This is a genomic window from Franconibacter pulveris (assembly GCF_056780215.1).
The window spans coordinates 1,163,824-1,176,666 of record NZ_CM165555.1 but is presented as its reverse complement, the minus strand read 5'-3'; the positions used below and the strand labels follow the sequence as shown (position 1 = coordinate 1,176,666).

Annotated in this window: 10 protein-coding genes and 1 CRISPR repeat array (1 of these 11 only partly in view); of the genes, 1 reads left to right on the top strand and 9 read right to left on the bottom strand. The window is 58.6% G+C overall.

What is annotated here, in order from left to right:
• Positions 1 to 2,756: a CRISPR direct-repeat array (repeat unit 29 nt; unit sequence CGGTTTATCCCCGCTGGCGCGGGGAACAC) (it extends 1,803 nt beyond the left edge of the window).
• A 96-nt stretch (positions 2,757 to 2,852) separates the two neighbouring features.
• The 8 genes from cas2e to cas3 form a co-directional block, all read right to left on the bottom strand.
• Positions 2,853 to 3,146 (bottom strand): type I-E CRISPR-associated endoribonuclease Cas2e, encoded by a 294-nt coding sequence (cas2e, locus tag ACU4F7_RS05585; RefSeq protein ID WP_481638209.1) that lies wholly within the window; start codon positions 3,144 to 3,146, stop codon positions 2,853 to 2,855.
• Positions 3,146 to 4,063 (bottom strand): type I-E CRISPR-associated endonuclease Cas1e, encoded by a 918-nt coding sequence (gene cas1e / locus ACU4F7_RS05580; protein WP_188723132.1) that lies wholly within the window; start codon positions 4,061 to 4,063, stop codon positions 3,146 to 3,148. Before cas1e ends, cas2e begins: the two co-directional genes overlap by 1 nt.
• Entirely contained in the window at positions 4,060 to 4,710 is a 651-nt protein-coding gene (gene cas6e / locus ACU4F7_RS05575) for a type I-E CRISPR-associated protein Cas6/Cse3/CasE (protein WP_481638208.1), read from the bottom strand. The genes cas1e and cas6e overlap by 4 nt, the downstream gene beginning before the upstream one ends.
• The gene (gene cas5e, locus ACU4F7_RS05570; protein WP_481638207.1) at positions 4,692 to 5,444 is read right to left on the bottom strand and encodes a type I-E CRISPR-associated protein Cas5/CasD; all 753 of its coding nucleotides are present in this window, start codon (positions 5,442 to 5,444) and stop codon (positions 4,692 to 4,694) included. The genes cas6e and cas5e overlap by 19 nt, the downstream gene beginning before the upstream one ends.
• Positions 5,445 to 5,453: 9 nt before the next feature.
• A complete protein-coding gene (gene cas7e / locus ACU4F7_RS05565; RefSeq protein WP_481638206.1) occupies positions 5,454 to 6,527 on the bottom strand; it encodes a type I-E CRISPR-associated protein Cas7/Cse4/CasC in 1,074 nt (357 codons plus the stop codon).
• Positions 6,528 to 6,539: 12 nt separating this feature from the next.
• The gene (gene casB / locus ACU4F7_RS05560) at positions 6,540 to 7,145 is read right to left on the bottom strand and encodes a type I-E CRISPR-associated protein Cse2/CasB (protein ID WP_338464371.1); all 606 of its coding nucleotides are present in this window, start codon (positions 7,143 to 7,145) and stop codon (positions 6,540 to 6,542) included.
• Entirely contained in the window at positions 7,146 to 8,717 is a 1,572-nt protein-coding gene (gene casA, locus ACU4F7_RS05555; RefSeq protein ID WP_481638205.1) for a type I-E CRISPR-associated protein Cse1/CasA, read from the bottom strand. It abuts the gene before it with no gap.
• 396 nt (positions 8,718 to 9,113) lie between these two features.
• Positions 9,114 to 11,747, bottom strand: a complete 2,634-nt coding sequence (gene cas3 / locus ACU4F7_RS05550; protein ID WP_481638204.1) for a CRISPR-associated helicase Cas3' — start codon at positions 11,745 to 11,747, stop codon at positions 9,114 to 9,116.
• Positions 11,748 to 11,921: 174 nt separating this feature from the next.
• Between cas3 and ACU4F7_RS05545 the strand changes: the two genes are divergently transcribed.
• Positions 11,922 to 12,233 carry an MGMT family protein gene (locus ACU4F7_RS05545; protein ID WP_024561509.1) on the top strand — a complete coding sequence of 104 codons (312 nt, stop codon included), beginning with the start codon at positions 11,922 to 11,924 and terminating at the stop codon, positions 12,231 to 12,233.
• A gap of 30 nt (positions 12,234 to 12,263) precedes the next feature.
• On the opposite strand, the gene ACU4F7_RS05540 is transcribed toward ACU4F7_RS05545, so the two are convergent.
• A complete protein-coding gene (locus ACU4F7_RS05540; protein ID WP_481638203.1) occupies positions 12,264 to 12,836 on the bottom strand; it encodes a YbaY family lipoprotein in 573 nt (190 codons plus the stop codon).
• Between the last annotated feature and the right edge of the window lie 7 nt (positions 12,837 to 12,843).

The window sequence follows — 12,843 nt, the reverse complement described above, 5'->3', positions numbered from 1 at the left end:
CGGGGAACACCAGCGGCACCCGCAAGCCAAGGCGGAATTTCACGGTTTATCCCCGCTGGCGCGGGGAACACATAGCGAGAATTTACGAACCGGGTGTTGCCTGCGGTTTATCCCCGCTGGCGCGGGGAACACATGACAGACAGGCGCTGATTGTGCTCGCCAAGCGGTTTATCCCCGCTGGCGCGGGGAACACAACAGGCTGTAACGTCTGGCTTTTTGCGGGAGCGGTTTATCCCCGCTGGCGCGGGGAACACTCCAGCCTGTAGCCGTGCGCTCCGCCCTCTGCCGGTTTATCCCCGCTGGCGCGGGGAACACCGCTGATGAATAACCCGGGTGCGGTTGTCGAGCGGTTTATCCCCGCTGGCGCGGGGAACACCTGCCGGGCCATTGGCGTATTTTCGCTAACCACGGTTTATCCCCGCTGGCGCGGGGAACACGCCTGTACTGCTGGCGCTGCTGTTTCAGTTTTCCGGTTTATCCCCGCTGGCGCGGGGAACACGCCAATAAGTTTCGCCAGCCGGCGCTGGTTGCCGGTTTATCCCCGCTGGCGCGGGGAACACAAAATTAACAGTCAAAAGGTCGAGCGCTACGACGGTTTATCCCCGCTGGCGCGGGGAACACATTCAGCAGGTTCTGCGGTGTGGTGCCGGGTGCGGTTTATCCCCGCTGGCGCGGGGAACACGGGTGGGGCATGGCGTGCCACCGACGTGCTCGCGGTTTATCCCCGCTGGCGCGGGGAACACCTTTTTGTTCAGGGGCGCAGGGTTTGCGGGTGCGGTTTATCCCCGCTGGCGCGGGGAACACCGACCTATCAAACTGTACGCACGCTGTATTAGCGGTTTATCCCCGCTGGCGCGGGGAACACATGGGCACGGGGTGGGCTGACAGCGCCACTCGCGGTTTATCCCCGCTGGCGCGGGGAACACGCCGCTGGCGTTACAGTTCAGCTCGGGCTCGGCGGTTTATCCCCGCTGGCGCGGGGAACACATGCGTATCATCAACGAGTACAAAAACAGCCGCGGTTTATCCCCGCTGGCGCGGGGAACACCACCGAAAGATGATCGCGACTATCACAGAGTGCGGTTTATCCCCGCTGGCGCGGGGAACACGGCAATTTGAAAATAATCGGGTGCCCTGTATTTGGTTTATCCCCGCTGGCGCGGGGAACACAATCAGAAAAAACCTCCAATAAAAAAGGGCCGCGGTTTATCCCCGCTGGCGCGGGGAACACGAAATAAACACGAAACTATATGAAGCAGGTAGCGGTTTATCCCCGCTGGCGCGGGGAACACACAGGCGTTACGTCTAAGGTATTCTCGTTTTGCGGTTTATCCCCGCTGGCGCGGGGAACACGCCGGAGCCAGTCGCGGCCTTGATAAAGTCGGCGGTTTATCCCCGCTGGCGCGGGGAACACCGCAATTCACAGGCGGCTACAACGGCCTGTAGCGGTTTATCCCCGCTGGCGCGGGGAACACACGTGTACGGCCTGCGTGATGGCCTGCGCCAGCGGTTTATCCCCGCTGGCGCGGGGAACACGAATTGCGCCGGAGCCGATTAGCGTGCGCTGCCGGTTTATCCCCGCTGGCGCGGGGAACACCACATTCCCGGCAATGACGACATTGTCCGACCCGGTTTATCCCCGCTGGCGCGGGGAACACCAATAGGTGAATACCTCAAAACTGCAAATAAGCGGTTTATCCCCGCTGGCGCGGGGAACACATAATCAGCGTCGGGATACCAGCTCCCTGACGCGGTTTATCCCCGCTGGCGCGGGGAACACATTGCTATCCCGGTTTCGCTACGGCTGGAGGCCGGTTTATCCCCGCTGGCGCGGGGAACACTTGTATCAACTCGCCCGCAGCGTACCGCCCCGCGGTTTATCCCCGCTGGCGCGGGGAACACTCTTTAACCCACTGATAAAGCCGCAGCTCGCGCGGTTTATCCCCGCTGGCGCGGGGAACACGTATTCAATGTTTAGTTTCCTGTGCTGCTTTTCGGTTTATCCCCGCTGGCGCGGGGAACACACCTCTTCGGCCACCGCTCCCAGCAGTTTACGCGGTTTATCCCCGCTGGCGCGGGGAACACTAACGCCACGGCAACGGGCGGGGTGAATTTCACGGTTTATCCCCGCTGGCGCGGGGAACACCCCCTGGAGTATTCCCTCGATGACGCCCGCTGCGGTTTATCCCCGCTGGCGCGGGGAACACCGATCCGCTAGGTTATGCGCTCTACGCGTTCCCGGTTTATCCCCGCTGGCGCGGGGAACACCGGCAATGAATCTGTTGCATGCGGAAACATCACGGTTTATCCCCGCTGGCGCGGGGAACACTCTTCCAGAACGGCCAGCAATCAGGACGATAACGGTTTATCCCCGCTGGCGCGGGGAACACGGGCGGATATGAGGGGTGGACAATCGTGAGGACGGTTTATCCCCGCTGGCGCGGGGAACACCGGATGACATCGCCGGGATATTTCAGGCAACCCGGTTTATCCCCGCTGGCGCGGGGAACACTGATTGTTACCACCGCGACGACGTGCTGTCAGCGGTTTATCCCCGCTGGCGCGGGGAACACTCGCACCCGTCCCGATTGCGGTGTTGCGTTGACGGTTTATCCCCGCTGGCGCGGGGAACACTACGCCTTCTGCTGGCGTACCAGCCCCGGTTTCGGTTTATCCCCGCTGGCGCGGGGAACACAAAATGTGCATTCCCCGGAAGGCGTCGCCATGCGGTTTATCCCCGCTGGCGCGGGGAACACACTTAAACTATACAATTGTTTTTTATCGTCTTTTTTGACAGACAACAATCTACCAACCTTTTAATTACATCTCCATATTATTAAAGAGCAAATAACCTACTGATTTTCGTGAGGTAAAAATGAAACCAGCCGCAGGCCATCGAGATCTACCGGCACGCGTCGGTTAGCCCCGTAAGTTTGAAAATCAAAACCCGATTCGTTATTTGTCGCCCAGGCCATCACCACATTTCCCGCTTCCGCCAGTTCCGTAATCTGGTGCCAGATCATCTCGCGAACGCGACGAGAAACATCGCCAACGTAAACCCCGGCGCGCAGCTCAAGCAGCCAGACGGCGAGCCTTCCACGCAACCGGGGCGGCACGCTTTCCGTCACCACAACCAGCATGCTCATTAACGACTCCTGAACCCGGCTTCCGCCAGCGATTCCGCCTCCGGAATAGCGGGTGGAAGCATATCGGCGGCAGGCTGCGGCGGTTCAATTTCACCTGCCGACAACACCTCTTCAATAAGCGGGATCAATTTGCCGGTAAGCTTTTCACTGCGGAAAATATCGCGACAGGCCAGACGCACTTCACGATCCGGCTGATCGGGATGACGAGCGGCGATCTCAAACGCTTTCGGCACCACAGCTTCAAACTTGATGATGTCTGCAATGTCATAAACAAAAGAGAGCGGTTTGCCGCTGTGAATAAAACCTATTGCCGGGGCGTAACCCGCCGCCAGCACCGCCGCTTCCGTAATGCCATAGAGGCAAGAGGTGGCTGCGCTGATGCATTGATTAACCACATCGCCTTTCTCCCACGCCTTTGGATCGTACCGGCGTCCGTTCCACTTCACGCCGTAGCGCTTTGCCAACAGAGCGTAGGTCTGGCGCACCCTCGCGCCTTCAATACCGCGCAGTTGCTCAACCGAACGCCGCGCGGGCGGCGGCTCGCCAAAGCGCAGCTCATACATTTTGCGCACCACCTTTAGCCGCAAGGTCTCATCCAGCGCAAGCTTCGCCTGGTAAAGCAGCTTGTCCGCCCGCGCCCCGCCGGGCTGGCCTGAAGCGTAAAGCCGAACGCCCGCTTCGCCCACCCACACCAGCAATGTGCCTACCTGCGAAGCCAGCCGCACCGCCGCGTGAGAAATACGCGTTCCCGGCTCCAGCATGATGCAGGCGACCGAACCCACCGGCACATGGGTGCGTATCCCGGTTTTGTCGACCAGCACAAAGGCGCCGTCCAGTACGTCGAGCTGACCGTACTGAAGAAAAATCAGGGAGGTGCGATCCTTAAGCGGAACAGGGTTCAACGGAACGAAGCTCATTCCCGCCGATCCGGTTTGATGAGCATCAGGCCGCAGCCAAAAGCGCGACATTTGCCGAACCCTAGCGCCATCCGTTCCAGAAAGAACGCTGGCTGGGTCACGCGCAGCACGCCTTCAAAATCCACGCTGCTGAACTGAATAAGCTCCCCACGGGATTTGACGATCTGCTGCTGTCGGTAAGCAGCAATGTTTGCCTGTTCAACACAAAAGCCGCTTTGCTCACCCTGTGCGACAAGCCACGCCAGCGCCGCCTGTTGCTGACTCGCCCAGAGCGCGTTATCGCCCTCGCCGCGCCGCCATTCGCGTTTAGCGTTCATCAACACGTCGTGCCGCTTACCGTTGCGGGTTATCACCGGGTTCGCCCGCAGCGTGAAACGCAGCGTGATGCCTTCTTCAACAGACGGTGCGAAGGGCCGCGTCTGCACATCAAAAAGCGGATGATCAACCTGTGGCGCGGCGGCGGAAAGCAGGTAAAAACAGAACCCCTCCTGCAGCGCTTCACGGCGATAAAGATACTGCCGCTGCGCTGCGCCAGGGAAAAGCTCCCACAGCCACTGGTGCATGACGTACTCGCCGCGCGCCATCATCTCCATCAGCCTTTCAGGGGTAAGCCTGGCGGTGGGGAGCATTATTTTTGAGAGGTACATGGCGCCTCCTGCGTCAGTCGTCCTTGTTTTACGGTTCGGGTATCGAAATCCCAGCGCCTGCGGCTCTGCGGCTGGTCACGCCAGGTCTGGAGTTCGTCAGCCTTAAGCCCATCGTGGTCGCCCTCCCACCAGATCTGCGGATGAAACTGCGCAAGTTGTTTTAGCGCCGGACAAAGCTCGCTTAACGCGGCGCCGTAGCGCGTCTGTGCCTCGCGCAGCACCGACGCCGCCTCGCCTTCGCACAGCTGCGGCCAGAGCGGCAGCCCGAGCGGGTGGCTTTTACGGCCGAGACAGAGCGGAAACACAGGCGCCAGCAAAGCCGCCTGTAACGCCTCCAGCGTGTAAGGCGCGCCAGGGGTTGCCGCCACCGCAACCAGCCAGTAGCCGTCGGTGTAGTAGTCGCGGCGGGAAAGCGTGGTTTCGAGCACGAGCTTGTCACGCAGTTCGTCTTTGCGGGTGAAATAACGCACCTTGCGCGCCTCGCGCGGCACCTGAACCGTATGGTAATCCCGCGCCCAGACGGCAGACTTCCCGGCGCAGACGATAAACTGGTAATGCTGATTAAGCGCGTTCAGCGCCGCGTCATCATCGCGCCGGATGCCGAGGGCGGCGGCAAGCAGCCCCAGCAGCGCCGAACGCCCCGGCAGCGCGCGCGTATGGCGCACTTCGCCAACGGCAATCTCCCCCCAGGAGGCCATTGCCCCCTGGAGCTGGAAAATAAGATAGCGGTTCATGGTCGCCCCTTAAGCGCTAATAAAATCCAGCAGTTGCGCGACAGAACCTTCGCCTTTCACGCCGTATAAGGTCGCGCACGGCGTTTTTTCGCTCCCATAGACTTTATTCATGTTGTCGCGAAGCGTCGTGATGCGGCGCACCGCCTCTTCCAGTTGGTTATTGCCGGTCACCGGCTCCCAGAACGCGGCGGCCAGCGAGCGCGGCTGATCTGTGCTTTTTTCCGCCAGCGCCCAGCTGGCGTATGCGCGGGAGGCGAAGCTGTTTTGTTTGCCGGTCGGGGAGATTTTCAAGGTACATTCGCCGAGCGCGCGCAGCGTTTTCGTCAGCAGCTGTTCGTCGCCGTTGAGGTTTTCCAGCAGGCGATCGCGGTCGATACATATATAGGTGTAAAACAGCGCCGAACCAAAACCGAGCTCGCCGATATGGCCTGCGCCTGCATCCTGCGCCGATGCCTGACGCAGATCGTCAACAGCCGTGAAGAAATCGTCCTCCATCAGGGTCTCGCCCACGCCGAATGCGTGGGCCACCTGACATGCAGCCTCAATGTTATACTCCGGCGTTGAAGCGAGCATGCGGCCAAACAGCGCGATATCGACGGCCATGGCGTCTTTACGCAGGAAGGAAAGTTCATCCGGCGCCGGAGCGCGTTTTTCTTCTGCCAGCGTGCGGGCCAGCGCCTGCACTGCCTGCATCTCAAGCGGGCTGATATGCGCCAGCTGTTCAGTCTCGGTATTGATAAGCGGATCTTTATCGATTTTTGTCTTGTCTTTCTCGCTTTTCACCTTGCCAAAGCAACCGGCGATAGCGCCGCCCCACTCAATGGCTTTTGGCTGCGAAACGCCGCCATCCAGCATAATTTCCGCCGCCTCGCGGCCAATACGCGCGGTGCGGGTGCCGATATGTCCAGCCAGCGCCTCCTCAAACAGCGCGGACGTACGCCAGGCGCGCTTGAGGCTTTGCGAAGAAATACGCAGGCGCGACGCGCCGCCGATAGTAACGGTTTTCGGCGCGCCGGTGTCGTCGCGGTTCAGGTTGGCGGCTGGGTAGGCGGTTAACAGATGAAGCTGAATAAATGTGGTCATAGCGAATGTTCCTTATTCCTGAGTGGCGGCCATATCGGCCGGTAAAGTGGTATCGACGGCATCCGGAGCGTCTGACGGGGTGCCCGCCATGTAATAGTCGAGTGCCCAGCGCACGCGAATGTATTCAGTTGGAGTGCGCTTTTGCGCCGCGTGGCGCGCGTGCGCGTCTTCTTCCGCGCACCAGCGAAACACGCCCTCGGCGAGATCGGGCAGATTGACCGTGCCGCCAAGCAACTGCACCGCGCGACGCAGCTGGCGGAACAGTTCTTCCTGGGTTCGCGCCTGGCTCAGCCGCCGAAAGCGCAGTTCAGACATCACCGGGTTATTGCCATTGGTTTGCCCGAGCTGCGCGGCGAAAGGCTGACGTGTTTCAATGGTTTTAACGTGTGCGGCCAGTGCTGCGACAATGCCGAGCGCGCAAAAACGCCACTCGCGCCCCGGTACGTTCCAGAGCGAGGGGAGACGTGCAACCAATACTCTAAACCCTTCGCTGAGCCAGACGTCGGAAAGCGTATGGCTGCGCCGCAAGCTGGCGCGCAATCGTCGTCCCTGTTGCTCATTAATCAGCGAATGCCACTTCAGCAGCGATTCGCGGTGCGCCTGCGATAACATGCTCACTTAATTTGCCTCCTGCGTTTTTTTAGCCCGCGCGCCTTTCCCGCCAGGCTTAACTTTCGTCTGCGTGAAAAATTTCTTGCGCGCTTTCATGATGTCTGAGAATTCTGTGCGCTCTTGCGGATTGGTCAGGGCACGATCGTCGAAGTAGTGGCGCGTAAAGCGCCAGATGTCGCTGTTCCAGGCGCTCAGCAGCGCGCGGTTGTCGCCCGTCTCGTCGGCTTTCACCGCCTCGACCAGTGCCAGAAACCGCGGCTGCGTCTGCTGCCAGAAATCGATGTCAATAAAACTGAAATCGCCGCGCACGGTGGCATTCTCGCCGTACCAGGCTTCTTTCAGAGCGCTGCGCAACAGGCTGAGCATTCGGGTCGCAAAACGGGCGGCGTCGCTCAGCGTCTGGCGGATAAATGGCAATTTCTCTTCGGGGAGCTGTAGAAAAGGTAAATGATGCTCGTACCAGCAGCTGGCCTTCATGTTGTCGAAGTCATAACCAAAGCACCACAGGCCGGTTTGCGCGCCTTCCAGCCGCTTTTGCTGGCGAATTTTGATAATGCGGGCGGGCTGCTCGTAATTATTTTCGCTTTCGCTCTCCATCATCAATCCCAGCCAGTCGCGCCAGAGCAGACCGCCCGGCTGCGCTTTCACCGAGAACATCTCCCCGCCCTCTTTTTTAGGAACGCGATGCGGCGTAAGCGGATGTACCCAGCCGACGTAGTTGATGCCGTAGTTTTTTACTGTCATCGCCGTTAACAACGCGTCGCCCGGCTCACCACAGAGATCGCAGGCGCCCTGCTGCGTGGCGGAAAAATCAATACGGATACGGCGCGGCATGCCCCAGAATGCCTGAAGCGCGTCGGCCTGTTCCGGGGTCACGATATCGCTCGCCTTTTCGCTGGTGCGGGTCGGCGCAAGCCAGGGAAATACGCGGGCGTCATAGTTTGCGGGCAGCGGCATATGGCTTTCACGCTGCGGCATTACGTTGAGCCACAGCCTGCGCCACAGCGGCGCGGGCTCGCCGTTATAGCGGTGCAATTCCAGCAGCGTGGTCATCGGCCCACCGCCGCGCAGTCCGGTGCGGTAGCCTTTGCCGCCCGCTGGCGCATTTAATTGCAGTGAAAAGAGCGCCAGCGCGGCACAGTGCGGGCAAAGCTTCTCCGTCACACCACGCTTAATAAAGTGGTCTTTATTCAGCCTCAGCGTCTGGGCGCCGGGCGTTTCCGGCAGCAGCAGCGCCAGCGGAACGCTTTCACCATCCAGCGGTTCGAAATCCTGCATAAACGAGGGCGTGCCAGGCCCGAATTCAAACAGCGGCTCTAGCGGCGCGAGGGCATTGCGGATCATCCCGGTTGTTAACCCCTCTTCCCAGATATCCTCCCAGCCTTCCTTGTCCTTCGGCGCCAGCGCGGTTTGCAGCACGCCGAGCAGAAACTGCCAGGCGGCGCCCTGAAAGTCGGGGCGGGGTAAAACCAGCTCCATAATATTTTCATCGGCCAGGTCCATCGGCGCGATTTTTCCATGGCCGCCATCGCGGTAAATAACGGGTAGCCATTTTGTGGTGAGCAAATTGAAATGCATTTAACCTCCTTGATATACAGGCCGTCCGTGGCCTCGCAGTCCGTTAGATATTATTTACGACAAAGGAAAACATAAGCACTACTGTCAACTCCAGCCTCGTAAATATACGAAGCTTACACGCCCACTTTCTGATATGAGCAAAACGAAAAATAAGGTTCATCAATATCTCAGGGAAAAAAATTAACCCGCCAAACATATATCCCTAAAGGGGTATACAATCATAACCCTCAAACTTCCAATGACAATAAGAACTCTTTGATAGAAAGAGCAATTAGGAATAGATAAATAGTTTAGAAAATAACATCCGATAGAATGTGCAGGTTCCCTGATTCCGGGATAAACCCACAATAAGAACACTTGGTATTCGTTCCCCGCGACAGCGGGGCTTTACTGGCATTACTCAACACCTGTCAGACCTTCTTTAGGCGAATACCCACCCGGCAGCAAAATGACCACCGCCTCTTTTTTACGCTGCGTAACGCGCCAGCGTTCCAGCGCCTCGCCAGCCAGCAGCGTAAAGGCGGTTTTGTGCTTATCCCACCAGCTTTTACGCACCCGCAATGCGCTCATCTCCCACGGGTTATCCCCCTGCGCATAGGGCTTAATGTCCTCAGGTGTGCTGTATGCCAGCCAGATATCGACGGTGAGTTCACCGAGGCGCGTAGAAACCTCAGGTCCCCATTGTTTTGCGCTGTTCGGGTCATATCCGCCTTCAAGGTAAATTTCAAAATTGGCGGCAATCGCACGCTGACTGTAATAGTCGGCCATTGCTTTTTCTTCAGAAAGTTTCATGCCTTCCGGCACTTCGCTTTCCTCGCCATAAACGGCCTCAATTAATAAACGCGCCGCTTCCGGCATGCGTATTTCGCCCTGCTCGCGCAGTACGCGCTGGGTTAGCCACAGCCGTGAATGCGCCGGATAAACGTAGCTGGTGTTGCGCATCGCGGAGGTTAACCACTTTTCATCTGGCTGCGCCTGCCACGGCGGCGCCAGAATATCGAGGCGCGGCGCGGGCCTTTCATCCACACCGGTTAATTTAATGTTTCCGTGACCATCGCGAATGTGCCGCTGCATTCTCCCGGCGCGCTGAATTAACAGATCCACCGGCGCCAGATCGCTAATTAAATAATCCAGGTCAATATCTAAAGATTGTTCAATCACCTGAGTAGCTATTATTACTTTTCCGGCGCGATGGTCGGCATTTTCTTTACCAAACCATGCCAGCGTTTTTATTTCCGTAGCAGCACGATCCGTAAAAGCGAAACGACTATGGAACAAAATAATATTTTCTTCGGGAATATTTCCGTTGCGAATTAGTTCGCGGTAACTGCGCACCGCGTCGTCAACCGAATTACGTATCCAGCCAATACAACTCCCTTCCCCCACGACCTTTTCTATTTTATTGAGGCAGGCGGCTTCGTCTTCCATCCAGCCGATGCTGACGCGCCGTTGCACCTGCGGGCGCGTAGCAACGCGATGTCCGCCACTGCCCTGTGCGTGAAGGTGCGTTACCCACGGATAATCATCGAGCCCAGGGCGCACCGGCTCACAGGGCATATTTAACCCTCTGTAAAACGCGGTAGCCAGACGGTCTCGCTGGGTCTGCGAGAGCGTGGCGGAGAGCAAAATCGTGGCGTTGCCGCTGGCGGCCTGGACTTCAACCAGCTTTTCCAGAAGGTGCGACATATAAGCGTCGTAAGAGTGGATCTCATCGGCTATCAGGATTTTGTCGCTCAGGCCCAGCAGGCGCAGATTCTGATGCTTAAACGACATGACTGCCATCAGCGCCTGATCAAGCGTACCGACGCCAGTCTCCGCCAGCAGCGCCTTTTTGGGCGACTCGGCAAACCAGGCGGCGCAGCCTTCGAACGAGGCGACTTCATCGCCAGACTCATTCGCCAACAGCTCGCGGGCCCAGATGGACGCGTTAAAATTCGCCGATAGCCTGCGCGCGCTGTGCGCCAGCGCAAGGCTTGGATGGCTGCCCTCGCGGTAGAGCCGCAGCCAGGCGCGCTCCATCCGCGCATACATCGCGTTCGCCGTCGCCATCGTCGGCAGTCCAATATACAACCCACGAGCATGACCGGCCGCCATCAGCCGATGCGCCAGCACCAGCGCCGCTTCGGTTTTCCCGGCGCCGGTGACATCTTCAAGAATGATAAGCCGCGGGCCGGGCGTGTTGATATCGAGCTCCAGAGCTTTTTGCTGAAGCGGCGTTGGATCGGTAATAAAAGGAAAAAGGGTATCGATGCCTTCAAACGGCGCGACGTCGCTGGCTGCCGGCAACAGGCGCAGCGCATTTTTCGCCTGGTTGACAGCGCGCGCCCAGTAGCTTTCGAGCGGCATTTTACCAGCCGACCAGGGGAAAAAATGATTGCCGGAGCCAGCCCAGTCCGCCAGCACCACCAGCGCCGAAACCAGCCAGCTCAGCGGTAAAAATTGATCTCGCCAGCCCGCTTCGCTCCATGTTTGCGGCAGCGTAACGGACGGAAAGAGTGTATTCACCGCCCGCGCAAAGGCTTGCGCGGCTTCTATATCTTCAGGCAAAAAATCGTTATGGCAGTTTTCGCTTGATACCGGCTGGCCGTGGTGCCCAATTACCACCGGCATCCAGCGCTCGAGCACGCGTTTGCGCAGACGCAGAGAGAGCGGGCTGACGACGCTTGCGGCAACAGTCTCGCTGAGGTGATATTGCCACAACCACATGCCCGTCACGGTGTGATGATGCCGATTTTCGCTGACGTCGCGCTGGCCATGAGCGAGCGCTTCATGGGTATATTTTTGCTGAAACAGACGCGCAAACTTGCCGATGTCGTGCCAGCAAAGCAGCCAGGCGAAGAATTCCGCCGCCGTTTGACGCTCTGTTATGCCCAGCGCGGCGAATATCCCGGCGGCGTTAAACCGGTTCTCCATCACCATTACGTAGCCACATGCCGCCACATCCAGCGAATGCCAGCACAGAAGGTGATAGTCATCGCCTTTATGCTCTTGCCCGTGAGCGGCTTTTCCCCAGTAAGAATAAAAATCCATTTAATTCATCCATGTGCTGTTTCATGAATAAATTATTCTTTTTATTCTGAAATCGAACTGTGAGTAGTGTCGCCAAATAACGGTACATTCATGTATGTAAAAACAAGCGGTTAAGCCTTCCCTCCTCCCCCACTCCTCACTATCCTTACTTTCTCATCTCACGGAGTGCGAATGATGGATAACCCGGACAGTTTCCCGATGCGCGTTTATCAGATTGTCGCGGCCATTCCTGAAGGGTGCGTGACGACCTATGGCGAAGTGGCAAGACTTGCGGGCTCGCCGCGAGCGGCGCGGCAGGTGGGCGGCGTGCTGAAAAGATTGCCGGAAGGCAGCCAGTTGCCCTGGCATCGGGTCGTGAACCGCCACGGCGCGATTTCGCTTACCGGGCCCGATTTACAGCGTCAGCGGCAGGCGCTGCTGTCGGAAGGGGTTCAGGTTTCCGGCAGCGGACAGATAGACCTCGCCCGCTACCGCTGGCGCTATTAAAAACGCCTCCGAAGAGGCGTTAATGTTAACTCAGAACTGCGTGGGAGCCGGAACCGCTGACGAAGGGTTAACCTGCGTTGGCGACGTGCTCGGCACCGTCGTTGCCGCACCGCCGCCTTCCTGTAACGGGATCGCGGTCTGCTGCACCGGCACCAGGTTCAGGTCGATTTTAGTGCCGCCCTGAGTTACCGCCGGTTTAACCTGGTCGGTTACCAGAACAATCTTGTTGTCGATGGTGATGGCGGCGCTCAGCAGAATGCGGGCATTCGGCTGTACGTCGGCCGGATTAAACGGCAATACGAAGCTGAATGGCGCCTGCTTGCCTTCGGTACGTACCGCTTTTTGCGCGATAACGCGGGAAGGCGCGTCAGACTGCGAGGCGTCGGCGAGCGTTACGGTCAGCACGGCATCCGGCGGCAGCGCCACTTTTTGACGGATCCAGACCGTACCGGAGACGTTAGGCTGTTTAATAACCGGCTGTGTCGCCACGCCGGCGGTGTTCGGATTCGGCGCCGGAACCGCTATGTCCGCGCTTTTATCCTGTGCGCAACCCGCCAGAGCAACCGCAACCGCTAAACCACTTAACATGTGCACGAGTTTCATTGCGTTC